This is a genomic window from Parviterribacter kavangonensis (assembly GCF_056863335.1).
In genome coordinates, this window is the sequence record NZ_JBXPJA010000002.1 from 452,279 (window position 1) to 476,499 (window position 24,221).

General features: G+C 73.2%; 20 protein-coding genes. 12 read left to right on the forward strand and 8 right to left on the reverse strand.

Annotated features, from left to right (window positions below; genetic code table 11):
- Positions 1 to 14: 14 nt before the first annotated feature.
- The gene (locus AC1UE4_RS18010; RefSeq protein WP_482919046.1) at positions 15 to 404 is read left to right on the forward strand and encodes an arginase family protein; all 390 of its coding nucleotides are present in this window, start codon (positions 15 to 17) and stop codon (positions 402 to 404) included.
- A 57-nt stretch (positions 405 to 461) separates the two neighbouring features.
- Here the strand turns inward: AC1UE4_RS18010 and AC1UE4_RS18015 are convergent, their stop codons facing one another.
- The 3 genes from AC1UE4_RS18015 to AC1UE4_RS18025 all read right to left on the reverse strand — a co-directional run bounded on the left by AC1UE4_RS18015 (position 462) and on the right by AC1UE4_RS18025 (position 3,739).
- Positions 462 to 2,879 carry a choice-of-anchor D domain-containing protein gene (locus AC1UE4_RS18015; RefSeq protein WP_482918687.1) on the reverse strand — a complete coding sequence of 806 codons (2,418 nt, stop codon included), beginning with the start codon at positions 2,877 to 2,879 and terminating at the stop codon, positions 462 to 464.
- Between the two features lie 114 nt (positions 2,880 to 2,993).
- Complete coding sequence (locus tag AC1UE4_RS18020) at positions 2,994 to 3,374, reverse strand: VOC family protein (protein WP_482918688.1); 381 nt, start codon at positions 3,372 to 3,374, stop codon at positions 2,994 to 2,996.
- Positions 3,375 to 3,385: 11 nt separating this feature from the next.
- Positions 3,386 to 3,739: an EthD family reductase gene (locus AC1UE4_RS18025; RefSeq protein ID WP_482918689.1), complete on the reverse strand. Its 354-nt coding sequence runs from the start codon at positions 3,737 to 3,739 to the stop codon at positions 3,386 to 3,388.
- A 67-nt stretch (positions 3,740 to 3,806) separates the two neighbouring features.
- On the opposite strand from AC1UE4_RS18025, the gene AC1UE4_RS18030 reads away from it, so the two are divergent.
- Both AC1UE4_RS18030 and AC1UE4_RS18035 read left to right on the forward strand, forming a co-directional pair.
- Positions 3,807 to 4,769: a S1 family peptidase gene (locus AC1UE4_RS18030; protein ID WP_482918690.1), complete on the forward strand. Its 963-nt coding sequence runs from the start codon at positions 3,807 to 3,809 to the stop codon at positions 4,767 to 4,769.
- Between the two features lie 243 nt (positions 4,770 to 5,012).
- Positions 5,013 to 6,497 carry a sulfatase family protein gene (locus tag AC1UE4_RS18035; RefSeq protein ID WP_482918691.1) on the forward strand — a complete coding sequence of 495 codons (1,485 nt, stop codon included), beginning with the start codon at positions 5,013 to 5,015 and terminating at the stop codon, positions 6,495 to 6,497.
- Here the strand turns inward: AC1UE4_RS18035 and AC1UE4_RS18040 are convergent.
- Both AC1UE4_RS18040 and AC1UE4_RS18045 read right to left on the reverse strand, forming a co-directional pair.
- Complete coding sequence (locus tag AC1UE4_RS18040) at positions 6,491 to 7,585, reverse strand: hypothetical protein (RefSeq protein ID WP_482918692.1); 1,095 nt, start codon at positions 7,583 to 7,585, stop codon at positions 6,491 to 6,493. The genes AC1UE4_RS18035 and AC1UE4_RS18040 overlap by 7 nt on opposite strands.
- Positions 7,567 to 9,189 (reverse strand): sulfatase family protein, encoded by a 1,623-nt coding sequence (locus tag AC1UE4_RS18045; RefSeq protein WP_482918693.1) that lies wholly within the window; start codon positions 9,187 to 9,189, stop codon positions 7,567 to 7,569. The genes AC1UE4_RS18040 and AC1UE4_RS18045 overlap by 19 nt, the downstream gene beginning before the upstream one ends.
- Positions 9,190 to 9,249: 60 nt before the next feature.
- On the opposite strand from AC1UE4_RS18045, the gene AC1UE4_RS18050 reads away from it, so the two are divergent.
- From AC1UE4_RS18050 to AC1UE4_RS18060, 3 genes are read left to right on the forward strand one after another with little or no spacing between them, the layout of a single operon-like run.
- Entirely contained in the window at positions 9,250 to 10,608 is a 1,359-nt protein-coding gene (locus AC1UE4_RS18050) for a hypothetical protein (RefSeq protein ID WP_482918694.1), read from the forward strand.
- Positions 10,609 to 10,648: 40 nt separating this feature from the next.
- Positions 10,649 to 12,979: a metallophosphoesterase family protein gene (locus AC1UE4_RS18055; protein ID WP_482918695.1), complete on the forward strand. Its 2,331-nt coding sequence runs from the start codon at positions 10,649 to 10,651 to the stop codon at positions 12,977 to 12,979.
- A 38-nt stretch (positions 12,980 to 13,017) separates the two neighbouring features.
- Complete coding sequence (locus tag AC1UE4_RS18060; protein WP_482918696.1) at positions 13,018 to 14,175, forward strand: zinc-binding dehydrogenase; 1,158 nt, start codon at positions 13,018 to 13,020, stop codon at positions 14,173 to 14,175.
- A 294-nt stretch (positions 14,176 to 14,469) separates the two neighbouring features.
- Here AC1UE4_RS18060 and AC1UE4_RS18065 read toward each other — a convergent pair whose 3' ends face one another.
- Complete coding sequence (locus AC1UE4_RS18065; protein WP_482918697.1) at positions 14,470 to 15,831, reverse strand: hypothetical protein; 1,362 nt, start codon at positions 15,829 to 15,831, stop codon at positions 14,470 to 14,472.
- Between the two features lie 99 nt (positions 15,832 to 15,930).
- Between AC1UE4_RS18065 and AC1UE4_RS18070 the strand changes: the two genes are divergently transcribed.
- Positions 15,931 to 16,659 (forward strand): glutathione S-transferase family protein, encoded by a 729-nt coding sequence (locus tag AC1UE4_RS18070; protein ID WP_482918698.1) that lies wholly within the window; start codon positions 15,931 to 15,933, stop codon positions 16,657 to 16,659.
- Here the strand turns inward: AC1UE4_RS18070 and AC1UE4_RS18075 are convergent.
- Positions 16,595 to 18,811: a DUF6351 family protein gene (locus AC1UE4_RS18075; RefSeq protein ID WP_482918699.1), complete on the reverse strand. Its 2,217-nt coding sequence runs from the start codon at positions 18,809 to 18,811 to the stop codon at positions 16,595 to 16,597. The two genes, AC1UE4_RS18070 and AC1UE4_RS18075, sit on opposite strands and share 65 nt — an antisense overlap.
- A 73-nt stretch (positions 18,812 to 18,884) precedes the next feature.
- On the opposite strand from AC1UE4_RS18075, the gene AC1UE4_RS18080 reads away from it, so the two are divergent.
- A complete protein-coding gene (locus AC1UE4_RS18080) occupies positions 18,885 to 19,649 on the forward strand; it encodes an esterase/lipase family protein (protein WP_482918700.1) in 765 nt (254 codons plus the stop codon).
- Here AC1UE4_RS18080 and AC1UE4_RS18085 read toward each other — a convergent pair.
- Complete coding sequence (locus tag AC1UE4_RS18085; protein ID WP_482918701.1) at positions 19,580 to 19,915, reverse strand: hypothetical protein; 336 nt, start codon at positions 19,913 to 19,915, stop codon at positions 19,580 to 19,582. The genes AC1UE4_RS18080 and AC1UE4_RS18085 overlap by 70 nt on opposite strands.
- Before the next feature lie 133 nt (positions 19,916 to 20,048).
- Between AC1UE4_RS18085 and AC1UE4_RS18090 the strand changes: the two genes are divergently transcribed.
- From AC1UE4_RS18090 to AC1UE4_RS18105, 4 genes are all read left to right on the forward strand, one after another.
- On the forward strand, positions 20,049 to 21,491 hold the full coding sequence (locus tag AC1UE4_RS18090) for an aminotransferase-like domain-containing protein (RefSeq protein ID WP_482918702.1): 1,443 nt from the start codon (positions 20,049 to 20,051) through the stop codon (positions 21,489 to 21,491).
- 65 nt (positions 21,492 to 21,556) lie between these two features.
- On the forward strand, positions 21,557 to 22,720 hold the full coding sequence (locus AC1UE4_RS18095) for an ATP-binding cassette domain-containing protein (protein WP_482918703.1): 1,164 nt from the start codon (positions 21,557 to 21,559) through the stop codon (positions 22,718 to 22,720).
- Positions 22,717 to 23,442, forward strand: a complete 726-nt coding sequence (locus tag AC1UE4_RS18100; RefSeq protein ID WP_482918704.1) for an ABC transporter permease — start codon at positions 22,717 to 22,719, stop codon at positions 23,440 to 23,442. The genes AC1UE4_RS18095 and AC1UE4_RS18100 overlap by 4 nt, the downstream gene beginning before the upstream one ends.
- Entirely contained in the window at positions 23,418 to 24,221 is an 804-nt protein-coding gene (locus AC1UE4_RS18105) for an ABC transporter permease (RefSeq protein ID WP_482918705.1), read from the forward strand. The genes AC1UE4_RS18100 and AC1UE4_RS18105 overlap by 25 nt, the downstream gene beginning before the upstream one ends.

The following is a 24,221-nucleotide window of genomic DNA, read 5'->3' on the forward strand; positions in this document are numbered from 1 at the left end:
ACTACGTCCAGCGGATCAAGGACCTGAGCGCCGCGAGCGGCGGGGACGGCGGGGAGCTCGCCCCCTTCGGCGCCAACGGCTATGAGGTCGCGGCGCTGGCGGCCGGCGGCGCGATGGTCGCGACCGAGGCGGTCATGCGCGGCGACGTCGACAACGCGTACGCGCTCGTGGGGCCTCCGGGCCACCACGCCGAGCGCGACCTCGGACGCGGGTTCTGCATCTTCGGGAACACGGCCCTCGCCGCCCTGCGCGCTCGCGAGGCGCTCGGCGCCGAGCGCGTCGTCGTCGTGGACAACACTGGACTGACCGCCTACGCCTTTCAGGGGCCCCAGCTGTTGACCGCTCGGACTCTCGTGTCGTCACCACCAGAGACGAAGCGGGCCCCCGCTACTCATCGACGGTGACGGCCAACCGCCATCGCCGACGACCGAAAGGCCCGCCTCCGCGGGCCTTTCGCGTTCTCAGCGTCGGTTCTTCGTCGGCGCCTTGATCGTGATCGTCTTCGAGGCCTTCGTCGCCGCGCCGCCGTTGGCGGTGGTCACGGCGATGGTCACCTTGAGCTTGCCCGCCCTGCGGAGCGCGCGGTCGCCCGCGCTCGTAAGCGTGAAGGTCAGGCGCGCCGCCCGGCCCGCCGCCGTCTTGGACGTGCTGCGCCCGACGGTCGCCTTCTTGCCGCCGATGCGAGCGGTGGCGGTCAGCGTCGCGGTGCAGCGTCTCGGGCCGTCCGGGCAGGCCACGGCGATCGCCGGGTCGACCGTGATGCGCTTGCCGGCCTTCGTGGAAGGGCTTCCCTTGAACGCGAGCGCGGGGCGGATGGCCGTCTCCGGCGCGCCGGTCTCCGGCGCGGGCTCGGTTCCGAAGCCCACCGGCAGCGTGCCGTCACCGGCCGGGAGCGAGGCGGGGTCGTTCGCGGCCACCGTCGCCGTCTCGGCGCCGGTCCCCGTCATCGCCAGCGTCGACACCGACGGCGACGCGTTGCTGCCGATGGTGAGCGCGGCCGTCTTCGCTCCGCTCCACCTCGGGGTGAAGATCACGGTGACCGTGCAGTACTCGCCCGGCGCGACGGCCTTGCCCGGTGCGCAGCCCGTGAAGACGTTCAGCGAGGTCCAGAAGTGCTCGGCGTCGGCACCGGTCAGCGCGACAGACGAGATGACGAGCTCGGCGTTGCTGGTGTTCACGACGTTCACGATCTTCACGCCGTAGGTCGACTGCACGGGCTGCTCGCCGAACGCGAGCGCCGTCTCCGAGAACGCCAGCGTCGGCGTGTCGCCGACGCCGGAGAGCGGAAGCGTGACGGGGCCCGCGGGGGCGTTGCTGAGGATCGTCAGCGTGGCGTTCTTGGTCCCGTTCACCGTCGGCGAGAACCTCATGCCGATCGTGCACGACGCGCCCGAGGCGACCGGCGTGGAGGTGCTGCACGTGCCCCCGTCGGCGCCGGCGGCCCGGCTGAACTGGCCGGCGTCGGCGCCGCCGACGGCGATCGAGGAGATCGAGAGCGGCGTCTCGCCCGGGTTCGTCAGCGTGATCGTGCGCAGCGGGCTGCTCGCCCCCGGCGCGAACCCGCCGAACGACACCGACCCGACCCCGAACGACGCGACGGGACCCCGGCCCGTCCCGCTCAGCGCCACCGTGCTCGTGCCCGCCAGCGTGGTGTCGGTCATCGTCAGCGTCGCCGACTTCGCGCCACGCGTCGCCGGGGAGAACGCGATCGTCACCGTGCAGGTCGCGCCCGGCGCGACCGGTGCCGACGTGTCGCAGGTGCCGCCCGTCCGCGAGAACGCGCCGCTGTCAGCGCCCGTGATCGCGAACGCCGAGAACGACAGCGCACCGTCCCCGCCGTTCGTGATGGTCAGCGTCGACGAGCCCGTGGTCCCCGTCGTCACGTCGCCGAACGCGGCTGCCGCCGGGGCGGGGCTGGTCGTCGGGAAGAGGTAGCGGAACACGCTGACGCGGTGGCCGTAGACGTCGGCGGCGAACGCCCGTCCCTGCCCGTCGAGGCCGACGCCCGCGTACGAGGAGATCTGACCGGCGCCGGAACCGGCGCTTCCGACCGCCCGCACGAACGTGCCCGTCTCCGTGAACACGTCGAGGCGCCCGTTGAACGCGTCGGAGAGCACGATCCGGCCCGCCGCGTCGACGGCCACGCTGGCCGGGCGGTTGACTTGGCCGGGAGCGGCGCCGACCGACCCGAACGACCGCACGAACCCGCCGGTCGCGCTGTAGACGTTCACCCGGTTGTTGTCGGTGTCGCCCACGATCACGTTGCCCGAGACCGGCGAGACGGCGATGCCCTGCGGGTTGTTCAGCTGCCCGGCCGCGCTGCCCGCGCTGCCGAAGTTCCGCACGAAGGCGCCGGCGGCGCTGAACTCGGCGATCCGGTTGTTGACGGAGTCGACGACGAAGACGTTCCCCGAGGCGTCGAGCGCCAGTTCCCGCGGGTGGTCGAGCTGCCCGGCGCCGCTGCCGGTCGTGCCGAACGAGGAGAGGTAGGTGCCGGCCGAGCCGAAGACCGCGACGCGGTCGCCGTAGAAGTCGGCGACGAGCACGTTGCCCGACGGCGCCACCGCGATGCCCCACGGGTAGGTCAGGCTCCCGGTGCCGAATGCGCGGACGAAGTCCCCGTCGGCGGTGTAGACGACGACCCGCTGGTTCCCCGAGTCGACGACGAGCACGTTGCCCGACCCGTCGACCGCGGCGTCCTCGGGATACTGCACCGGACCGTCGCCGCCGACGACCTGCACGGCCGCCCGGCAGCTCGTCGTGCAGTGCTCGAACACCGGTGCGCCCGTCGCGACGCCCGACCCCCACGCCTGCACGAACGACGTGTCCGCCCGCGCATCGGCCGCGGCGACGAGCAGCGTCAAGGCCAACAGGGGCACGACGAACAAACCTCGGACGGGGTGCGGCAGGTGCACGACAACCTCCGGGGCTGCTCGACGCGGGACGGATCCCTGTCATCGGCACGCCGCCCCCGAGGTTGACCGGCGATCAGCTCAGGCGCGCTCGCTGCTCGAGAAGATCGTGAGCACGGAGCCGTCGGGATCGCGCATCCAGGCGACGAGGAGGCCCGGCGCGTCGGCGGAGATGCCGTCGTCGTCGAGCGTGAACGGCAGGTCGCCGGGGCCGAGGAACGGGACGCCACGGTCCCGCAGCGTCCGGGCGGTTGCGCGCGCGTCGTCGACACGGAAGCTGGCGACGGGCCAGGTCGCCGAGCCGGCCTCCGGGATGCCCGGGAGGAGGTAGGCCACCGTGCCTCCGCCGGCTTCGAGGATCCAGCCGCCGGGGGTCTCGCGCCCGCTCAATCCGAGCCGGCCCTCGTAGAACGCGCGGGCGCGGTCGAGGTCGGAGACGGCGATCACGGCGCCGAGGTGCATGCCCTCGATCTCTACCCGCGCGCGGTCGCCGGCACGTAGGGGCCGAGCGGCTGGTCGACGTGGCCGCCCGCGGGGCTGAGGAGCTTCACGCCGAAGCGCTCCTGCATGCCGGCGGCGTCCTCGGCGGCCGCCGCGAGCTCCGGCGACGACTCGGCGGCTTCCAGGTCCGCGTGGGAGTCGAACCACAGCTCGGCGATGCGGTGAAAGGGCGACGGGTCGTCTCCGAGTGCGTCGCTCGTCCGCGTCAGGACGAGGCGGCGGAGGCCGGGGATCGCCGCGGCGAGCGGCGCGTGGACCTCCGTGTAGTGCTTCTCGAACGCCTCGACGTCGTTCGGGTGGGTCCACAGCGCGTAGAGCTTGTACATGGGCGACGATCATGGGGTCCGCCGGCGGCGACCGCCAGTTCCGCGGATCGCGTGCGTTGGAGGAACCATGTTCGCTCGCACGCTTCTCGCGACGTGTGCGCTCGCCGCCGGGGTCGCCGCGCCCGCCCAAGCCGTTGTGGGTGGCAAGGACGCTTCGCCGGGCGAGTACCCGTACGTCGCTCACATCACCATCGACCGCTCCTTCCAGTGCACCGGGACGCTCGTCGATCCGACGCACGTCGTCACCGCCGGTCACTGCTCGTCGATCAGCGCTCCGACGCTGGTCACCAGCATCCCGATCGGCCAGCCTGGCCAGCTCATCGAGCTGACGATCGGCGCCTACAAGACGCCCACCTCGTACATCGACGCCAGCTACAACGGCGAGTCGGACGGTGAGGAGCACGTCGCCAAGAACGTGTACGTCAACCCCGGCTACCTCGGCATCGGCTCGGTCAGCCACGACGTCGCCGTCATCGAGCTCGACACGCCGTCGCAGAAGACGCCGGTCAAGATCGCCAACGCCGCCGAGCGCGGCCTCTGGGCGCCGGGCACCCTCGCGACGATCGCCGGCTTCGGCGTGACCGAGGCCGACGGAGACCAGCCGGCCGTGCTGCAGGAGGCCCAGGTCCCGATCGTCGAGGACAGCTACGCCGCCGAGGCGTACCCGTACCTCGTCCCCGGCGTCGACCAGCTCTTCGGCGGCTTCGAGTCCGACACCCAGCTGGGCGCCGGCTACCCGCAGGGCGGCGTCGACACCTGCCAGGGCGACTCGGGCGGCCCGCTGCTCGTCCCCGCGCCCAGCGGCGGCTTCCGCCTCGTCGGCGACACGAGCTACGGCAACGGCTGCGCCGAGCCCGGCTACCCCGGCATCTACGGCCGCGTCGCCGACACGACGCTGCGCGAGTGGATCGCCTCGGTCGCTCCGCAGTCGATCAGCACGAGCACGACGACGACTCCCGTCAAGACCAAGGGCAAGAAGCCCTCGACCGCGACGACCACCGGCACGAAGCAGGGCCGCGCCTACAAGTAGTCCCCGGCAGCATCACGCAGTCCGTCTCAAGCGAAGGCCCCGCTCCGTCGAGCGGGGCCTTCGTCATGCGTGGGGAAGGAAGATCCCCTGTTGACGCACCTCGTGACGGCTGCAAGACTCGGCCGACGTGAGGGGAACGCCCCTCCGCAAGACCCGCCGACGGTGACGGTGACGCGCCATCGCCGACGGCCCGAAGGGCCCCGGGAGAGCCGGGGCCTTCGGCGTTAAAGGAGGAGGACGGGCATGACGCGGGCAACCGGGCTGGTCATCGCGGCGCTGACCTCGCTCCCCCTCGTGGCCGTCCCGGCCGCACACGCGGCCACGCGCCACAACGTCGTCGTCGTGATGACCGACGACCAGGACTTCCGCTCGATGCCCGTCATGCCGAAGACCCGGCGCCTGGTCGGCGCGCGCGGCACGACGTTCACCAACGCGATCGTGAGCTTCCCGCTCTGCTGCCCGTCGCGCGCGACGTACTACACGGGCCAGTACGCCCACAACCACGGCGTGAAGTGGAACTTCGCGCCGACCGGCGGCTACTACAAGCTCAGGCAGGCCGAGGTGCTGCCGCGGTGGCTGCAGCGCGCCGGGTACCGCACGATCCACATCGGCAAGTACCTCAACGAGACGGGCGAGCGCAACCCGCGCGAGGTCCCGCGCGGCTGGACCGACTGGCTCGGCGGCGTCGACCCGTCGACGTACGACTACTACGGCTTCACGATCAACCACAACGGCCGGCTGAAGACGTACGCGCGCACGTCCGCGAACTACTCGACCGACGTCTACGCGAGCCTCGCCGAGGACGCCATCAAGCGCGCGGTGAAGGCGGGCAAGCCGTTCTTCCTGAACGTCGCGCCGAACGCGCCGCACACGGTGTCGGTCGCGGCGAACGCGCGGTCGGAGGGCTCGCCCGCGCTGCCGCCGCCGCGCTACGCCGACCGCTTCGCCACCGCGACGATGCCGCGGTACCCGAACTTCGACGAGGCCGATGTCTCGGACAAGCCGCCGCTGCTTGCGACCGCCTTCCAGTGGCCGATGCCGGCGAACGACGTCGCCACGCTCGAGGAGCACTACCGCGGCCGGATGGGCGCGCTGCTCGGCGTCGACGACCTGGTGGAGCGCATCGCCGGGCAGCTGAAGCGCAGCGGCGTGTGGGACGACACCGACATCGTCTTCACGTCGGACAACGGCTGGATGCTCGGCGAGCACCGGCTGCGCGATCCGCTCACGAGCGACAACCGCGTCTCCGGCGTGAAGTTCTTCCCGTACGAGGGCTCGTCCCGCGTGCCGCTGCTCGCCGCCGGGCCGGACTTCCCGCGCGCCCGCACCGTGGACGGCGTCGTCGCCAACGTCGACCTCGCGCCGACCATCGCGCAGATCGCCGGCGCGAAGGCGAAGCTGCCGCAGGACGGCGTGTCGCTCGTCCGCTCCGCGCGCAGGCCCGCATCGCTGGCGGGCCGCGGCGTGCTGCTCGAGGCCTTCGAGAACCCGCGCGGCGCGCCGCCGTACCACTCCATTCGCACGCAGCGCTACCGCTACGACCTCGAAGAGGACGGGATCGAGCAGCTCTACGACCTGAAGCTCGACCCGTGGGAGCTCGACAGCCGCCACGCCGACCCCGCCTACGCGGAGATCAAGGCGATCCTCGCGGCGAAGCTCAAGACGCTGAGCACGTGCCGCGGCGCGGGCTGCCGCGTCGACGTGGGGACGCTGCCCGAGCCTCAGTAGGTCACGAAGCCGGTCACCTCGACGACGCCGTTCTGGCCGTCGAGCGTGTTGTGGTCGTGGATCTGCAGCGCCCTGCCCGTGATGCCGCGGAACGCGCCGGTGCCGCCGGTCAGCCGCCCGGTGCCGCGGAAGTCGATCTCGTTGCCGCTGATCGTGAACGGCAGCGACGCGCGGCCGACGACCGAGCCGCGCGCGAACGTCAGCCGGAACGTCGCGTCGAACCGGCCCGCGGTGAACGCGCCGCGCAGCGTGATCCGCCCGTCGCCGAACGGCGTCGACGTGACCGTCCCACGGTCCTCGATCACCCCCGGCCGCGGCGCCGGCGTGACCATCTTCGTCTTCGCGCCGAGCTTCACCGCCCGCCGCCGCGCGCGCCCCTTCGGCTTCGTCGTGGTCGCCAGCTGGTACGTGTTCTGCAGCTCGTCCTGAAGGATCGTCGCGCTGCCGCGCGCGACGAGCGACAGCGGCGAGCGCAGCGTCCGCGACCGGTACCTCCAGCCGTCGGGCAGCTCGATCCGCGACGCCAGCCGCGGCAGCTTGGCGAGCGTCAGCGCCGGGTCGGCGATCTGCGCGTAGCTCTGCATGACGTACGTGTCGCCGCCGGGGGCGACGAGCTCGAACACGGTCCGGCCGGCGTTCCAGCGCCACGTGTTCGTGCGCGCGATGGTGCGGTCCGCGTACGGCGTCTGCTCGAGCTCGCCGGCCGAGCGGATCGGGATCGTCGCGACGCGCGACATCTTGATCCCGCCGAAGCTGTGCGTCGCGCCGGCGCGGCGGTCGCTCGCGACGTCCATGAGGAAGTGCCGCGGGCCGTTGAGGATCACGGCGGCCGCTCCTCGTTCCTTCGCCAGCGCCGACGCATCGAGGTCCTGCCAGCGGGCGGCCGGGCAGCGGTTGAACGCGATGCTGTTCCACACCGTGACCGTCGCCTTCGGCGGCGCGCCGCGCAGCTCGAGCACCTCGCAGTAGCGGGCGTCGTGGATGCCGCGCACGGCGACCTCGGCTTCGGACGGCGGCGCGAAGGCGGCGGCGACGGCGGCGACGGCGAAGGCGACGGCGAACGGAACGGCTACGGCGCGACGGTGCACGAGGCTCCCTTGCAGCGGTCGAGGGTCGTCATCCGCGCGCGCAGCCGCTGCTTGGTCCTCGCGTGCGCGCGGACCTGCGCGAGGTTGCGCAGCTGGCGCGGATCGGCGCGGCGGTCGTAGAGCTCCTCCTCGCCGGTCTCCGTGTAGCGCACGTACGTCCAGCGGTCGGTGCGCACGCCGCGGTACGGCTTGTCCCACCCGTTGAAGATCAGCGGGAAGTCCCCGACGAAGAGCCGCGCGAGCGCTTCGAGCTCGATCGCCCGCCGCGGCAGGCTGCGCGGCCTGCGCGCCGCACCGAGCAGCGAGATGCCGTCCATCCGCCGCCCGGCGCGAGCCTTCGCGGCGTCGACGAGCGTCGGCGCGAAGTCGATGTTCGCCACCTGCCGGCGCACGACGCGGCCGGCCGGCACGCCGGGTCCGCGCAGCACGAACGGCACCTTCACGGACTCCTCGTACGGCAGGAACTTGTCGCCCGGCACGCGGTGCTCGCCCTGCATCCAACCGTTGTCGGAGAGGAACACGATGAGCGTGTTGTCGAGCTGCTTCGTGCTGCGCAGGAGCGAGACGAGCTCGCCGACGTGCTCGTCGACCGCGAGCAGCGACCCGATCCGCCCGCGGTAGTCGAGCTCGAGCTGCGCGACCTGCCTGTCGGTCAGCCGCGGCAGCGCCTCGCGCACGTCGGTCGGCTTGTCGGACAGGTCGGCCTCGTCGAAGCTCGCCGGGCGCGGCAGCTTCAGCGAGGCCACGCGCTCCGCGAAGCGCGGCGCCGGCCGCGGGTCCGGGCCCGGCCGTCCCATGAGCGCGTTGGCGACGTCCTCGCGATGCGACGCGGCGGGCGCCCACCAGATGAAGAACGGCTGCTTCGACCCCGCGCCCGCCGCGACGAGCTGCTTCGTGATCGCGCCGGTCACGTCGGGCGAGTAGTCCTCGGTCTCCGACGTCCCCCAGTACGAGTACGGCGCCGGCCCGAACACGCGCGCGAGCTCGTCGAACACGTCGGCCGCGCCGGGGTTGGCGCGCGGCGTCACCTCGATCTCGGCGAACTGCACGAGCTTGCGCGCGAAGTCCGCGTCGCCCCACGTGCGCAGCTCGCCGTTCGAGTTCATGACGTAGTTGAAGTAGTCGTACGCCGAGACGTCGAGCAGCCCGTGCCAGTCGTCGAACCCGACCGGCACCTCGCCGTGGGCGTCGCGCGCGCCGTAGCCGTTCAGCCACTTGCCGACGAGCGCGGTGCGGTACCCGGCCCGCTGCAGCCAGCGCGGCAGCGTGTTGCCGCGGTCCCGCATGCCGTACCAGCCGTACGGGTGGAAGTTGCCGCCGACGCCGTGGTTGTGCGCGTACTGGCCCGTGATGAACGTCGCGCGGGCCGGACAGCAGAGCGGGAACGAGTCGATCGCGTTCGTGAACGTGGTCCCCTGCCGGATGAGCAGGCGCTGGACGTTCGGCAGCTTCGCCAGGTCGGCCGCCGCCATGTCGTCGGTCATCACGACGAGGATGTTCGGGCGGCCGTCCCGTGCCGTGGACGCCGGCCGGCCCGAGGCGGGCACGGCGAGGACGAGGACGAGCACGAGCGCCGCGGCGAGACCCGGAGCCAGGCGCTTCACGAGCCGAACGTACAGTTGGCGTCGCACCGTGTCCACGTTCGGGAAGGCGATCATCCGGCCGTGAGCGAGCCGGGCGCGTACTGGCCGCAGCCGTGGACCGCCGAGGACGGCGGTCCGCGGCGCTGGGGCGTCCCGGGGACGCCGGGCCTCGGCCTGCGGCCGGGCGAGCGGCTCGAGGTCGCGTCGGTGCGCGACGCGTACGCGACCGACGTGCTGGCCCGGCGCGAGCCCGGCGAGCTGTACGCGCTGCGCCACCCGCCGCTGCGCGGCGGCCCGCAGGCCGAGCCGGTCCAGGCGTGGGTCGAGCGGCTCGACCCGGAGACGCTCGCTCCCGTCGCGTCGACGCCGCGGCTGCCCGGCGGCCCCTACTGGCCGGGCGGGATCGCGGCGCACGCCAACGGCGACCTGCACGTCGTCTACGGCGCGTGGGCGCATCGCCTGACGCCGGCGCTCGACGTCGTCGCCGCGCGGCAGCTGCCGGGCGAGCGGCCGCACAACTCGTTCGTCGTCCTCGACAGCGGCGAGCTCGTGATGAAGGACTGCGACGCACCCGCCGGGCGCGTCCGGTCGACGGTCTCGGTGCTCGAGCCCGAGGCGCTCGAGCCCGTGTGCCCGCCGCTGCGCCTGCCCGAGCCGTCGATCGCGCGGCTGTCGTCCGACGGCGCCACGGTCATCGCCGTCGGCACCGAGACGGTGTTCCGGCTGCGGCTCGACAGAGACGCCTCCCGGCTCGTCGTCGACGACGCGTGGCGGCCGCGGTACGGGCCCGCGCCGGGGCGCGGGTTCGGGTGGGATCCGGTGCTGACGAACGAGCACGTCCTGTGGATGGACAACGGGCGCAACGCCGTCGACCGGACGATGCGCGGCAGCGGGTCGGACGCCGGGGCGGTGCGGCTGTGGTGGGCGCGCCTCGACGACGGCGCGACGCGGTCGACCGAGATCAGCGGCCTGCCGTTCGGCACCGAGTCCAACCCGCCGGGATTCGATCCCTCTGGTGGCGTCGTCCTGGCCTATGACGCCGGCAACGCGGTGCTGCGCGCGTGGCGCATGCGGGGCGACGAGCTCGAGCCGCTGTGGCGCCGCGAGGGCTTCGCCCACGCGGGGCATCTCATCGTGTACCCGGATACGCGCGAGCTCGTCGCGCAGGACTGGACGGACGTCGCTCTGCTGCGCCGCCCGCTCGTGCGGCGGGTCCTGGAGCCCGGCATGCGGCGGCTCGCGACATCGGCGGCCGCGCGGCGCGCGTCGCTGCGGACGGGCCACGATCGGCTCGTCGTCCTGGATCTCGACACGGGCGCCGACAAGGCGCGGGTCGACGTTCCCTCCTCCTCGCAGGCGTTCCTCTTCCCGGCGCCCGGGTTCGACCGCGACGTCTACTACCAGTCGCTCACCACGATCGCGCGTGTCGTCGTGGCGTGAACCGGCGCGCCCGCCTTCACATCGCTTCAACATCCGGCCCATGCCACGGGTCAGGCTCCTCTTCATGGTCGGCGTCGTTCTCGGATCGATCGCGGCGGGGGGGCCGCCGGCCGGCGCGGCACCGGTCACGACGGCGACCGCCACGGTGCAGGACTGCGACGGCGACGACCTGCTGGAGCGCGCGCCGGGCGAGCAGCACGTCGACCTCGGATCGCAGCCGCCGGCGGACGAGCCGGCCGCGTGCGCGAAGGACGACCGCAGCCCGCTCCGCCTGTCGTCGAGCGCGTCGCTGCTGAACTTCCTGCAGCTCTCGGACTTCCAGACCGTCGACGAGGAGTCACCGGCGCGCGTCGAGTTCCTCGACGGCACGCAGCGCGCGCCCGGCCTCAACCCGTTCAGCGCCGCCTATCGCCCGCAGGAGAGCCTGACCACGCAGGTCACCGAGGCCATGGTCCGCCAGGCGCGCAACACCACGTCGCCGGTCACGGGCGCGAAGCTGGACCTGACGATCCTCACCGGCGACAACGCGGACTCGCAGCAGTACAACGAGACCCGCTGGTTCATCGACGTGCTCGACGGGACGACCGGCGGCGACGATCCCGATCCGGAGATGCATCCGGGCACGGACCGCAAGATCGTCCCGGACTCGGGCTTCCCCGATCAGGTCGCGTCGTGTGGCGCGGCGGCGGTCGCGGGCTACCGCGACAACGGGTCGGTCTACGACGGCGTGCGCGGCGGCGGCCGTCCCGGTCCGGACCAGGGCTACTACGAGCCCGACGGCTCCTCCGGTGTGAAGGACGACGGCGACGGCTACTCGCCCGACCGCGCCCGCAACGCGAGCGAGGTGCCCGGCGCCGACGTGGTCGTGCGGGACTTCCCCGGCCTGCTCGAGGCTGCGCAGCAGCCGTTCGAGGCGGTCGGGCTCGGCATGCCGTGGTACTCGGCGTTCGGCAACCACGACGCGCTGGTGCAGGGCAACTCGCCCGAGGCGTACGCGGGGCCGCTTGGCACGGCGCCGGAGACGGTGAACCCGGCGTTCGACGGGCTCGCGCGCGGGTGCGTGAAGCCGAGCAACTCGCCCGTCGGGGTCTCGCCCGAGGACTTCATCGCCGATCCGGGAGCGTTCCTCGGCGCGATGTCGTCCACGATCGTCCCGCCCGACCCGCGCCGCTGCTACGTCGCCAAGGACGAGCCGAACGGCGCCGCGACCCCGTGCTCCACCGGCGGGTGGATCCAGCAGCACAGCCGCACGACGGGGCTGCCCGTGGGCCACGGCTTCGCGCCCTTCAGCGCGGGTGCGCAGAGCGGCGAGGGGCGGCCACCCGAGGCGGTGGCCAACCACGACGGCTACTACACCTTCCACCCGAAGCCGGGCTTCCGGTTCGTGGTGCTCGACACGATCACCGACGAGTGCGGCACGCCCGTGTGCTCCGAAGGCTCGGTCGACGATCCGCAGTACAAGTGGGCCGAGGCGCAGCTCGACGCCGCCGACGCGGCGGGGGAGCGGGTGCTCGTCTTCTCGCACCACACGCTGCGCACGACGCGGTTCCCGTCGACCGATCCGACCGAGCAGCCGATCCACTACGGCGAGCGCCAGGACCGCCTCGGCGGCCAGCCGGTGCGGCCGGACTCGGCGCCCGAGTCGACGCTCGAGGACCTCTGGTGCCGGCACGAGAGCGTGCTCGCGCACGTCGTCGGGCACGAGCACGCGAACTACGTGCTCCGGCACGGCTGCGAGGACTCGACCGGGAAGAACGCGTTCTACGAGGTCTCGACCGCCGCGCACATCGACTGGCCGCAGCAGTCGCGGATGATCGAGCTCGTCAACCGCGGCGGGGAGCTGACGCTCGTCCTCACGATGCTCGACCACGCCGGCGAGCCGCGGACCGACAGCGCCGACGCCGGGCCGCTGCAGCTCGCGTCGATCGCGCGCGAGATCTCGTACGACGACTACCAGTCGGCCCGCTCGGCGCGTGGTGCCCGCACCGACCGCAACGTCGTGGTCGGGCTGGGCCGGCCGGCGTCCGCGAGCGGGATGCTCGCGCTGGCCCGCACCGCGCCGGTCGGCACGGCGGGCCGCTTCGCGTTCCCGTTCGCGGCGACGCCGGGCACCCGCGCGACGCTCGACTTCGTCGCCGGTGCGACGGGACGCAAGGCGGCCGCCGCGCGCGCGGTGCGAGTCGCCCGCGCGAGGGTCGTCGTCGGCGCCAGCGGCAAGGCGCGCGCCGTGACGCGGCTCACGCGGGCCGGCCGGCGGATGCTGCGCACGGCGCGGCGTGGGCGACTCGCCGTCGCCGTCCGCGCGACGCTCAAGCGCGGGAAGAGCACGGGAACCCGCCGGACCGCTCGGCTCGTCTTGACGCGACGCTGAGCGGCCGGTGGTGATGGAGGTGTGGGAGCATCGGCGCCATGAAGGCCGTCGTCTGCCACCACGCCGAGCTGTCCGTCGTCGACCGGCCGGATCCCGAGCCGCAGAAGGGCCACGTGCGCGTGGTCGTGGAGCGGTGCGGGATCTGCGGGTCGGACCTGCACGCGCGGCACGGGATCGACGAGTGGGCGTCGCTGGCGGACTCGCTCGGCTACGACCGGTTCGGGCGCTCGTCCGAGCCGGTCGTGTTCGGCCACGAGTACTCCGGCACCGTCGCGGAGTACGGGCCGGGCACGAAGCGCGAGCTGCCGACCGGCACGCCGGTCGTGGCGCTGCCGCTGATCCGGGGACCGAAGGGGGTCGACCCGATCGGGCTGTCGGCCGTCGCGCCGGGCGGGTACGCCGAGCAGCTGCTCGTCGAGGAGTCGCTGATGCTGCCGGTCCCGAACGGGCTGCCCGCCGACGTCGCGGCGTTGACCGAGCCGATGGCCGTCGCGTGGCACGCCGTGCGGCGTGGCGAGGCCGGCCGCAAGCAGATCGCGGTCGTCGTCGGGTGCGGGCCGGTCGGCCTCGGCGTGATCCTCATGCTCAAGGCGAGCGGCGTGCGGACCGTCGTCGCGAGCGACTACTCCGCCGGGCGGCGCGCGCTGGCTTCGGCGTGCGGCGCGGACGTCGTGATCGACCCGGCCGAGGGCGACCCGTTCACCGCGGTGCCCGGCCGCGGCCACCTCGACGACGCGCCCGCCGCGTTCGAGCTGGCGATCTCGACGCGCGAGAAGCTCGGCCGGCTCCCGATCGGGTGGTGGCACGTGTGGCGTCTGGGCGAGCGGCTCGGCGCGGGCCCGAAGTTCCCCGTGATCTTCGAGTGCGTCGGCGTGCCCGGCGTCATCGAGAGCATCGTCGCGGGCGCGCCGCTGTTCTCGCGCGTCGTCGTGGTCGGCGTCTGCGTCGGCGAGGACCGCTTCAAGCCGGCGATGGCGATCAATAAGGAGCTCGACCTGCGGTTCGTCATCGGCTACACGCCGCTCGAGTTCCGCGACACGCTCCACATGCTCGCCGAGGGCAAGGTCGACCCCCGCGCGCTCATCACCGGCGAGGTCGGCCTCGAAGGAGTCGAAGCGGCGTTCAGCGCCCTCGCCGACCCCGAGCGCCACGCGAAGATCCTCGTCGACCCCCGAAGCCCCGCCACCACCCCTTAGCCGCTCGGGCGGTCCGGGCCTTCTCCGACCGCACCCCGCGTCCGGGGTCGCCGAGGAGACGGCCCGACCCACCCTCCCGGCCACCGCCGACTCGCCAACACGCCGACCGGGCGGCGAAGACCCGCGACGTCTGCGCCCCTCGGTGCCTGTCACCCCGGTGCCTGTCACCGGCGTACCTGGCACCAAGGTGTCTGGCACCTCGGTACCAGGCACTGCGGTACCGGGAACTCCGGTGCCTGGCACTTCGGGTGTCGCGACCCTGATCGGTCTGTGAGGGGCGTTGGGCGAGTGGCCTCAGCCGATGACGAGGCGCGCCGAACCGGCGAGGTCCTTCGGTGCGAGAGGACGGGGTTCGGTCTCGTTGAAGCGGACGACGATCGAGCCCCGGCGGCGGAGGGCTCGGGTGGTGAAGAGGTCGACGGGGATCGTTCGGGTCTCGCCGGCCGCGAGGCGCACCGGCGCGCCGCCGATGAAGGCGCCGCGGTAGGTGAGCTCGAGGTCGGTCGCGCAGCTCCCCGGGCAGCGGATGCGGAGGGGGACGGTGCGGGTTCGGAGGTCGACCGTCGCACGGCGGGTCAACACACGGACCGGGCAGGGGTTCGCGCGGAGGCGCTCGGGGCTGGACGGTCGCGTCGTCTCGGTGCGCACCTGGAGGACGTCGTCGCAGCCGGGCGCGAGGTACGTCGCGGTCGTCGCACCTACGGCGAGCGGGACGGTGTCCTCGGGGTAGAAGCCGAGGGCGCCGGCGAACGAACGCGCGCCGGTCGCCAAGTCGACCGCGACGAGTCCGTTGCCGCGCTTGCGCTCGAACAGGACGCGGCCGCCGCCCGCGACCATCGGAGCCGAGCCGGCAAGCGGCACGCTCGTCGGCGCGGCGGCGAGGCGCCGGTCGCGCCGGAGCATCCCAGCAACGATGGGGAACGCGGACATCGGGCAGCTCGACGAGCACGCGGTGCCGTCGTTGACGATCGCCGCGACGACGCCGTCGTCCGTCAACGCGAACCCCGACGCCGCCGGAGTCGCGATCGTCGTGCGCGCGCCGGTGACCCGGTCGACGACGACCACCTCGTCGTTGCCGCTGTGGAACGCGAGCTTCGCGGCAGTCAGAGCGACGTGAGAACCGCCGCCGACGAGCTCGGACGCCGTGGAGCCCGCGCGGACGAGCCGCACGCCGGTGCCTCCGGGGCACGCCGCGTCGGACCACGCCACGTCGTCGCCGGCGACTGCCAGGCCGAGCTCGTCGTCGGTCTCGCCGGGGTTCTTGCAGCGCATGAGCGTCGTGCGCGGGCCGCCGGCGAGCGGGCCGCGAACGACGAGCTCGCCGCGCTCGTACGTGCCGCCGCCCTCGCCGTCCTCCACCTCGAGCCACTTCACCGCCGCCGCCCACGTGGTCGCCGACGCGGCGACGGTCAGGACGACGCTGTTGCTGTCCGGCGTCGCCTTCGGGATCCGCGCCAGCCGCGTCGACGAGCCGTCGGGATCGACGCGCCGGATCGAGACCGAGTGGTCGCGGTTCCACCGGCCGGTGAGGACCGCGTCACCCGCGAGAGCGGCGGTGAAGCCGCCGACGTGCCGGACGCTCGTGCGCGCGCCCGCCGGGGCGGCGCCGGCGAGGAGCACGGCGCCGAGGACGAGCGCGATGACCGGCCGTCGCATCGTGCGAGACACCACCACACCCCCAGCACATCCGCAACTCGCCGCCGCGGCGTCGACGGACGGCACATGGCGGCGAACCGGCGTCTAGGGTCCGGCCCGATGCCCTCGCTCACGCTGCACGCCCTCCCGCCGTCGCACCCGTCGAAGACCGCGGAGGCCGCGCTGCGCCTCAAAGGCCTCGAGTTCGAGCTGGTGAACCTCGTGCCGGGCGAGCACAACGCCGAGATGGAGCGGCTGTACGGCGAGGGCTGCCGGACCGTGCCGGGTCTCATGATCGACGACGAGCGCGTGCACGGATCGACGGCGATCCTCGCGCGGCTCGAGGAGCTCCAGCCCGACCCGCCGCTCTACCCCGAGCCCATCGCGGAGCAGGTCCGCGAGGCCGAGCTGTGGGCCGACGGCGACCTGCAGGATCTCGGGCGCCGGCTGCCGTGGGGCGCGCTGCACTTCCGGCCGGAGATGCTCGGGACGTTCGGCGGCGCCGGTCCGCTCGACCCGGCGGGCACCGACTTCGCGATCCGCTTCGCGCGCGCCTCGTGGAAGTACCACGGGATCAGCGCCGAGCGCCTCGCCGCCGACCTCGCGGGCCTGCCCGAAAAGCTCGACCGCATCGACGCGCTCGCCGAAGACGGGATCATCGGCGGCGAGCAGCCGACCGCCGCCGACCTGCAGATCGGCGCGACGGTCCGCGTCCTGCTGACGATCGGCGACCTGCGCCCGCTCATCGAGGGACGAGCGGGCGAGCGGATCGCGCGGCGCTGGTTCAGCGACTACGCGGGCGACATCCCGCCCGGCGCGTTCCCTTCCGGCTGGGTGCCTTCCCGCTGACGCAGCGCTTCGCGCGCCGCTTCTTCGCCTTCGCCTTCTTCGGCGCGGGCAGGAGCGTCGACCGCGGCGCCGCGCCGAGCGGCCGGCCGCCGTACACGACCGCGCCGTTCTCGTCCTGGTAGCTCTGCCACGTCGTCGTCTTGACGCGGTCGACGCCGGGCTTGGTCCAGTCGCAGACGCCCTCGGGGAACGTCTTCAGCAGCGCCGCCCACTGCTCGTCGGTGAACGTCGCGGGGTAGTCCTCGCGCCGCAGCGGCTTGACGTCGCACTTGATCGTGTCGCCGGCCTTGGGCATGCCGGCCTCGAGCCGCGGATCCGAGTAGGCCTGGACCGTCGCGTCGCAGACCGAGGCGGGCACGTCGTGGCCCGCGCCATCGGTGCAGCGGTCGGTGAGGTCGGCCGGCTTGTCCTCGAGGATCTTGCGCGCCAGCGGGACCGCGCGCTTGTCGGCCTCGACGGCGGTCAGCCAGCGGTCCACCGCGAGGATCGCCTGGTCGGTGTAGTTGACGTCGCCGAGCAGCGGCACCTGCCCGCGCCACAGCAGCTGGTTGGCCGCGGTGCCGTGCTCGCGCTCGAGCCGAGCGCGCATCGTGTACGTGCGGTAGACGTCGTGGAACGCGCCGGGATCGGGGCCGCGCAGGTCGATGATCGCCACCCGGTCGAGGTTGTCCGCCTGGTCGACGGCGCCCGACCGGTAGACGCGCTCCAGCGCGGGCCGGTCGGCGGCGACGCGCTCCTTCGTCTCGTTGTAGTTGATGTCCCAGCCGCCGAGCTTCTCGTTGAGGTCGACGAACTGCGCGGCGGTGATCTTGCCGGCGGCGAGCGCCTTCAGGCCGTACTGGACGCCGACGTTGTCGGCCGGCCGGCCTGCGTAGCCGTCCTGCGCGCGGCGGCCGAAGACGTTGACCATGTAGTCCTGGAACGAGCAGCGCACGCCCTTCGGGTTCGTCTGCTCGTCGAAGACCTGGTCGTCGGGCACGCCGGGGCACGAGCGGCTCGGGTCGCCGCTCGACGGGATCGCCGTCGTGAACGTGACCGCGTTCGCCGGGTTCGGGTGCCCCTCGACCGCCGAGATCGCCGCCGGGTCCCAGCCGATGCCGGCGCCCCAGCGCGACGGGTCCTCGAAGTAGCGGCGCAGCAGCTGGTAGTCGACGTACTGCATCGCCGACGACCAAGCGTCGGTGAACGAGCACGCCGGGGTGATTCCCTGGTAGACGCCGGGGTACGCGTTGGCCACCTGCTGCTGGACGAGCGAGCCGCCCGAGCACCCGCTGCCGATCGTGTAGCGCAGCGTCCCGTACTGCTCGACGACGCGCTCCTTGGTCATGATCAGCGACTCGGCCTGCGTTGCGATGTTGCAGTTGTGGCCCGCGTTGTCGAGCGCGTGCGACGCGGTGACGAAGCCCTTGCCGAGCGCCGTCTCGTTGAGCACGTCGGGCGCGCTCGCCTGCTCGTAGGCGGTGTCGCACGACGCGCCGTGGAAGAGCACGAGCTTGTGGTTGAAGCCCGGCTGCGGCGCCCACGGCGCCCACGGCGCCCACGGCTTCGACGGGTCGTAGAGGACCGCGATGCGGTACTCGTCGCGATCGAGCGCGCCGGTCTCCTGGCGGACGATGAACGGGACCGTCGCGCCGTTGTCCGTCGTGGTCGTCGCGACGTCCGACGGCGGGTTCTCCGGGTCGTAGGCCCGCAGCCCGCCGCCCGACGTCGACTTGTAGAGGAACTCGTACTTCACCGGCCGGTTGCACTGCGCGTCGAGCGCGCCCTCGAAGCACGTCCACGGCTGGATCTGCGGGCCGGCGAGGACGGGGCCGCCCTGTGGACGGCTGACGACCTTCAGCTTCGCGCCGCGCGCGCCCGGCGCCCGCGCGACGAGCACGTTGCGCCCGTCGGCCAGCCCGGTGACGAGGCCTTCGACATGCCCGTCGGGCCGCTTCGCGAAGGCCGCCGACACGTCGCGGCCGTCGTCGGTGACGCGCAGCTTCGACGCCTTCGCCCCGCGCGGCAGCGTCACGCGGACGAGCGCGTCGCCGCCGGACACGAGGTCCGCGCGCGTGGAGAGGACGGAGAGCTCGATGCCGGCCGCCTGCGCCGGAGCGGTGATGAGCAGCGCCGTGAGCACGGCGAAGGGGACGAGAACCCGGGTCGTCATGACAGCGCCAACGCGCGCCCGGCGGTGATCTGGCGGTTCGGCGTCCTTTTGCAGCGGTAACGTCCCGCTCACCGTGGGTCAGCTGGAACTTCTGCGCCTGCCGATCTTCCTCGAGGGCCGGATCGCCCTGGAGCACGCGGCGCTGCGGCGCGATCCCGTGCTGCGCGGCGTGGGCGTCCCGCACGGGGACGGCAAGCCGGTGCTGCTCATCCCCGGCTTCCTGGCGGGCGACGCGTCGCTCGGGACGATGGCCGCGTGGCTCAAGCGGCTCGGCTACCGCCCGGCGCGGGCGCGGATGCGCATCAACGTCGACTGCGCCACCGCCGCGGTCGAGCGACTGGAGGACGAGCTCGAGCAGCTCGCGCGCCGGCACGGCCGCCCGGTGGCGATCGTCGGGCAGAGCCGCGGCGGCAGCATGGCGCGCCTCATCGCGCTGCGCCGCCCCGCGCTCGTCGACAGCGTCGTCTGCCTCGGCTCGCCGCTGACCGACGAGCTCGCCGTCCACCCGTTCGTGCGCGCGCAGGTGACGGCGGTCGGGCTGCTCGGAACGCTCGGCGTCCCCGGGCTGTTCACGCAGAGCTGCCTGAGCGGCGACTGCTGCGCGGATCTTCGGGCGCTCTACGGCGCCCCGTGGCCCGCGACGATCCCGTACGTCTCCGCGTACTCGAAGACGGACGGGATCGTCGACTGGCACGCCTGCCTGGACCCGGCTGCCGAGCACGTCGAAGTCGGCGGCAGTCACGTCGGCATGGCGGTCAACGCGCGGTGCTACCGCGTGGTGGCCGAGCTCCTGGGCCGGGGGATCAGCCCCTCGAACAAGGCCCGCGCGGCCGCGTAACGGGGACGAACGCGGGCCGGGGTTCCGAGCTGCGCGGCGCGCTCGCGCAGGAGGCGGACGAGGTCGGCGGTCGGCCGGAACGGGTCGGCGATGACGTGTCCGTCCTCGATGCCGATCGCGGCCTGCAGCTCCTCGCCGCGGTAGGCGAGCAGCGCCGGCCCGGCGGGGACGTGGCTCGAGTCGACGATCGCGAGCCGGGCGAGCGTCTGCGTGTCGGCCGTGCCGGCGAGGCGGATGACGAGCGAGGCGGTGGAGGTGGTGGTCATGGCGATTGGCTCCTTCGGCTTGCGGGTGGCTGATGCAAGTGGCATCATCCGCCTGTGCCACTTCCCGCGTCCAGAGCCAATTCATGAGCCAATTGATGCCGGCGCCGGAGATCTTCGCGGGGGAGGGCGCAGGATGGACGCGGTGACGGCGGAGACGCTGGCCGGCGAGCTCGGTGCGTGGACGCACCGCAGTGGACCCCTCTACCGGCGCCTCGCGGACGCGATCCGCGACGCGGTCGAGCAGGGTGCGCTCGATCCCGGCACGCGCCTGCCGTCCGAGCGGCTCCTGGCGGGCGCGCTCGACGTCAGTCGCGGCACCGCCGTCGCCGCCTACGCCGAGTTGGTCGACGCCGGCGTCGTCGTCCGCCGCCGCGGCAGCGGCACGACGATCGCGGGCCAGCCGCGCACGAGCGGCGTCCGCCACGTCCGCGCGCCGATGTTCAACCGCACGGTGAGCGGGCCGGACGTCCCGATCGACCTGCAGTTCGGCGGGCCGTACGCCGACGAGCACGTGCTCGGCCTCGGCGCCGACATCACCGACACGGTGCACGCGGGCGCCCCCGCCCACGGCTACATGACGCTGGGCCTGCCGGCGCTGCGCGAGCGGATCGCCGCACGGCTCACGCGCGAGGGCATCCCGTCCGAGCGCGACGACCTGCTCATCACCGCGGGCGCCCAGGGCGCGCTGCACCTGCTGTCCGCCGCGCTCGTCCGACGCGGCGACCGCGTCGTCGTCGAGGCGCCGACGTACCCCGGCGCCCTGGAGGTCTTCTCGCGGCTCGGCGCCGTGATGGTCGGCGTCCGTCGCGACAGCGCGGGCCCGCGGATCGACGAGCTGCGGCGCGCGTTCGAGGCCGGCCCGCCCGCGCTCGTGTTCCTCGTGCCGACGTGCCACAACCCGACCGGGTCGGTGATGTCGGAGTCGCGGCGCCGCGAGGTGCTCGCGCTGTGCCGCGAGCACGAGGTGCTCGTCGTCGAGGACCTCACGACCGCCGATCTCGTCTTCGACGGTCACCAGCCCGCCCACATCGCGTCCGTCGACGCCGAGCGCGTCGTGAACATCGGGTCGTTCTCGAAGGTCCTGTGGGGCGGCCTGCGCGTGGGCTGGATCCGCGCGACGCCCGGCCTCGTGCTGCGCCTCGGGCGCCTGAAGGCCGCCCACGACCTCGGCATCGGGATGCTCGACCAGGCTGCGTGCGCCGCCGCCTGCGACCGCTGGGACGAGCTCGTCGCCGCCCGCCGCGCGATGGCCCGCGAGCACCACGCGCACTTCGCCGCCGCGCTGGCCGAGGAGCTGCCCGAGTGGCAGGTCGAGCCGGTGAAGGGCGGGTACTCGATGTGGGTGCGGCTGCCGCGCGAGTCCTCCGAGGACCTCGCGGCCGCGGCGATGAAGCGCGGCGTGGCGATCTCGAGTGGCGCGGCCAGCGCGCCGGAGGACCTCTTCCTGGACCACGTCCGGCTCTGCTTCGTGGCGCCGCCCGACGTCCTGAGCGAGGCTGCACGCCGTCTTCGCGACGCCCGCGACGAGGTGGTGGGCCGGCGCCCAGCCTCAGCCTCGGCCGCTCTCGCTGTGTAGGGTCTAGCCCGCGGGCCCGACACCACGGGGCCGTGTTCGTTCCCTGAACGACCGGAGACGGCCGCTTGCCGGAGACACCCCACCCCGCGGCCAGCATCGAGTTCCGCCGCGTCACCAAGCACTACGAAGGCGCTCCCGCCCCCGCGGTGCAGGATCTCGATCTCGAGATCCCCGCCGGCGAGATCTGTGTGCTCGTCGGCCCATCGGGATGCGGCAAGACCACCGCCATGCGGATGGTCAACCGCCTCATCGACATCACGAGCGGCGACATCCTGCTCGACGGCAAGAGCGTCAAGGACCGCAAGCCGGCGGAGCTGCGGCGCCACATCGGCTACGCGATCCAGCAGATCGGCCTCTTCCCGCACCAGACCGTCGAGGAGAACATCGCGACCGTCCCCAAGCTGCTCGGCTGGGGCAGGGACCGGATCGCCGCGCGCGTCGACGAGCTGCTCGAGCTCGTGTCGCTCGACCGCGAGGTGCGCCGGCGCTACCCGGGGGAGCTCTCCGGCGGACAGCGCCAGCGCGTCGGCGTCGCGCGCGCCCTCGCGGCCGACCCGCCGGTGCTGCTCATGGACGAGCCGTTCGGCGCCATCGACCCGATCACGCGCGACCGGCTGCAGAACGAGTTCCTGCGCCTCCAGCGCGAGATCCGCAAGACGATCGTCTTCGTCACCCACGACATCGACGAGGCGATCAAGATGGGCGACCGGCTCGCGGTCATGAGGACCGGCGGGCACCTCGCCCAGTACGCGCCGCCGGCCGAGCTGCTCATGCAGCCCGCCAACCAGTTCGTCGAGGACTTCGTCGGCGCGGATCGCGCGCTCAAGCGGCTCGCGCTGCAGCGCGTCGGCGACGTCGACCTGTGGAAGGCGGCGCTCGTGCGCGCCGGGGAGCCGGTCGGCGAGGTGCGGGCGCGCGTCGCCGACGCCGACCTCGACATCCCGCTGCTGGTCGACGACGCCGGCAAGCCCGTGGGCTGGCTGAGCGAGCGCGGCCTGACCGGCGAGCGCGTGCGCGCCGAGCTGCGCTCGCCCGCCGAGCCGCTCATCGACATCGACGACGTCCTGCGCGATGCGCTCGGCCGGCTGCTCAGCGAGGAGACCCGCTACGGGCCGGTGGTCGACCGCCACGGCAAGGTCGTCGGTCTGCTCTCCCTGGACCTCATCGCCCACGCGCTCCAGGTGCCGGCGTCCGAGGTGCCGTCCGCGGGGGACGTGCTCGCCGGATGAGCCTCGCGGTCCTCGCCCAGGTCCAGATCCGCGACCGCACGCAGGACGACAGCTGCGTGGCGAACGACGGCTTCTGCCCGAGCTGGATCGCCGACAACCTCCACAAGTACTGGTCGCCGCTGGGCGAGCACGTCTTCCTCACCGTCGTCTCGGTGTCGATCGGGTTCGCGATCGCGTTCGGGCTCGCGATCCTCGCCCACCGGCGCCGCTGGCTGACCGGGCCGATCATCGGCGTGACCGGCGCGCTCTACACCGTGCCGAGCGTCGCCGCGTTCCTGCTCCTGCTGCCGATCACCGGCCGCGGCAACCTGACGGCGATCGTCGCGCTCGTCGCCTACACGCTGCTCATCCTGTTCCGCAACATCACGACCGGGCTGCGCAACGTGCCGGTCGAGTCGGTCGACGCGGCGCGCGGCATGGGCCTGACTGACAACCAGATCCTGCGGCGCGTCGAGCTGCCGCTCGCGGCGCCCGAGATCCTCGCCGGCGTGCGGATCGCGTTCACCACGACCGTCGGGCTCGCGACGCTCGCGTTCTTCGCGGGCGGCGGCGGGCTCGGCGAGCAGATCTACTCCGCCAAGGCGGGCACCGGCGGGATCCTCTTCAAGTCGAACGTCGTCGTCGCGGGTGCGCTGACGATCCTGCTGGCGGCGGCCGCCGACCTGCTCATCCTCACGATCCAGCGGCTCGCCCTGCCGTGGCGGCGGACGGTGCGCGCGTGATGCAGGACAGCGGCATCGGCTGCCCGCCCGCCCCGGACTACTCCGGGTTCCGCGACGCGTTCGACTGGATCATCCACGAGCGCGAGTCGATCTCCGGCGGCGTCTGCATCGGCGGCCCGGGGGAGATCTGGGATCTCGCCGGCAGCCACCTGCTGGTCAGCCTCGTCGCGATCGTCATCGCCACCGCGCTGGCGGTGCCGGTTGGGCTGTGGCTCGGCCACCGCGGCCGCGGCGAGTTCCTCGCGGTCTCGGTGTCGAACGTCGGCCGCGCCGTGCCGTCGCTCGCGCTGCTCGCGTTCTTCGTGGCGTTCCTCGGGATCGGCTTCACGAACGTGGTGGCTGTCCTGACGCTGCTCGCGATCCCGCCGATCCTGACGAACACGTACGTCGGCGTCCGCCAGGTCGACCGCGAGAGCGTCGACGCGGCGCGCGGCGTCGGCCTGTCCGAGGGCCAGATCGTGCGGAAGATCGAGCTGCCGATGTCGATCGCGACCATGTTCGGCGGCATCCGGACCTCGGCCGTCGCCGTCGTCGCCACCGCGACGATCGCGCCGCTGGCGAACGTCAAGTCGCTCGGCAACCCGATCCTCGAGCCGCAGACGTACGGCTCCGGCGGCCAGCTCGGCGCCGCGATCGTCGTCGCGGTCATCACGCTCGCGGTGGACTTCGGTCTCGGCCTGGTCCAGCGCGCCGTGACCCCCGTAGGACTGCAGCGCGGCCAGGCCCGCGGCACCAGTGCGCGCAAGCGCTTCTCCATCCCCGTCCCCAGGAGGACGTAG

What these genes read in the sequence shown, in the direction of transcription:
- AC1UE4_RS18030 (WP_482918690.1), top strand. Translation starts at nt 3,807, where the DNA reads ATGTTCGCTCGCACGCTTCTCGCGACGTGTGCGCTCGCCGCCGGGGTC.
- AC1UE4_RS18090 (WP_482918702.1), top strand. Translation starts at nt 20,049, where the DNA reads ATGGACGCGGTGACGGCGGAGACGCTGGCCGGCGAGCTCGGTGCGTGG.
- AC1UE4_RS18075 (WP_482918699.1), bottom strand. Translation starts at nt 18,811, where the DNA reads ATGACGACCCGGGTTCTCGTCCCCTTCGCCGTGCTCACGGCGCTGCTC.
- AC1UE4_RS18085 (WP_482918701.1), bottom strand. Translation starts at nt 19,915, where the DNA reads ATGACCACCACCTCCACCGCCTCGCTCGTCATCCGCCTCGCCGGCACG.
- AC1UE4_RS18065 (WP_482918697.1), bottom strand. Translation starts at nt 15,831, where the DNA reads ATGCGACGGCCGGTCATCGCGCTCGTCCTCGGCGCCGTGCTCCTCGCC.
- AC1UE4_RS18055 (WP_482918695.1), top strand. Translation starts at nt 10,649, where the DNA reads ATGCCACGGGTCAGGCTCCTCTTCATGGTCGGCGTCGTTCTCGGATCG.
- AC1UE4_RS18035 (WP_482918691.1), top strand. Translation starts at nt 5,013, where the DNA reads ATGACGCGGGCAACCGGGCTGGTCATCGCGGCGCTGACCTCGCTCCCC.
- AC1UE4_RS18025 (WP_482918689.1), bottom strand. Translation starts at nt 3,739, where the DNA reads ATGTACAAGCTCTACGCGCTGTGGACCCACCCGAACGACGTCGAGGCG.
- AC1UE4_RS18070 (WP_482918698.1), top strand. Translation starts at nt 15,931, where the DNA reads ATGCCCTCGCTCACGCTGCACGCCCTCCCGCCGTCGCACCCGTCGAAG.
- AC1UE4_RS18020 (WP_482918688.1), bottom strand. Translation starts at nt 3,374, where the DNA reads ATGCACCTCGGCGCCGTGATCGCCGTCTCCGACCTCGACCGCGCCCGC.
- AC1UE4_RS18100 (WP_482918704.1), top strand. Translation starts at nt 22,717, where the DNA reads ATGAGCCTCGCGGTCCTCGCCCAGGTCCAGATCCGCGACCGCACGCAG.
- AC1UE4_RS18060 (WP_482918696.1), top strand. Translation starts at nt 13,018, where the DNA reads ATGAAGGCCGTCGTCTGCCACCACGCCGAGCTGTCCGTCGTCGACCGG.